Origin of the sequence: Pseudoalteromonas sp. GW168-MNA-CIBAN-0100, assembly GCF_040309225.1 — a bacterium.
Lineage (GTDB): Bacteria > Pseudomonadota > Gammaproteobacteria > Enterobacterales > Alteromonadaceae > Pseudoalteromonas > Pseudoalteromonas arctica.
The window spans coordinates 1-606 of record NZ_JBEOOL010000083.1; the positions used below are offsets into that span (position 1 = coordinate 1).

General features: G+C 42.4%; 1 pseudogene. It reads left to right on the forward strand.

Going from position 1 to position 606, the window contains the following annotated elements:
* Window positions 1-606: pseudogene (locus AAEY62_RS20110) on the forward strand (carboxypeptidase); the annotation flags it as partial.

Sequence of the window (606 nt, forward strand, 5' to 3'; positions counted from 1 at the left end):
GCCTGAAGTTGAGCAGTTTACAATTAACGAACTGATCCCCGCACTGGCTAAAGGCGGCTTTATTGCAGATGATGAAAAGCGCCGCATAATTAAAAAAATGGCGCAATATGATGGGCTTTCTGAAACCTTTGTAGAGCAAAATAACTTAGATATTCCAACGCAGTTTTTTTGGAAAGAGCTATTACGTGACCGCGGCCAAATGGTAGGACGCTTAGACTCGCGTTATTTAGGTATTGATAAACGCGATGCGGGCGAGTCGCCTGATTACTGGGCAGAACTCACGTCGTGGTTACACTCTTTCACACCCGCTATTAATCATTACTTACGTGAAGAGCTAAATTATAAAACAGATATTAAATATAACCTGTTTGGTAATGTGCACCCATGGGATAGAAGCGGTAATAACACCGGCGAAAACTTGCGTTTAGCTATGGCGCAAAACCCGTATTTAAAGGTAATGATTCAATCGGGTTATTATGACGGTGCAACTAACTACTTCGATGCTAAATATACGTTATGGCAGTTAGACCCAAGTGGCAAAATGCAAGACCGCTTAAGCTTTAAAGGCTACAGAAGCGGACATATGATGTACTTACGCCATGCGGA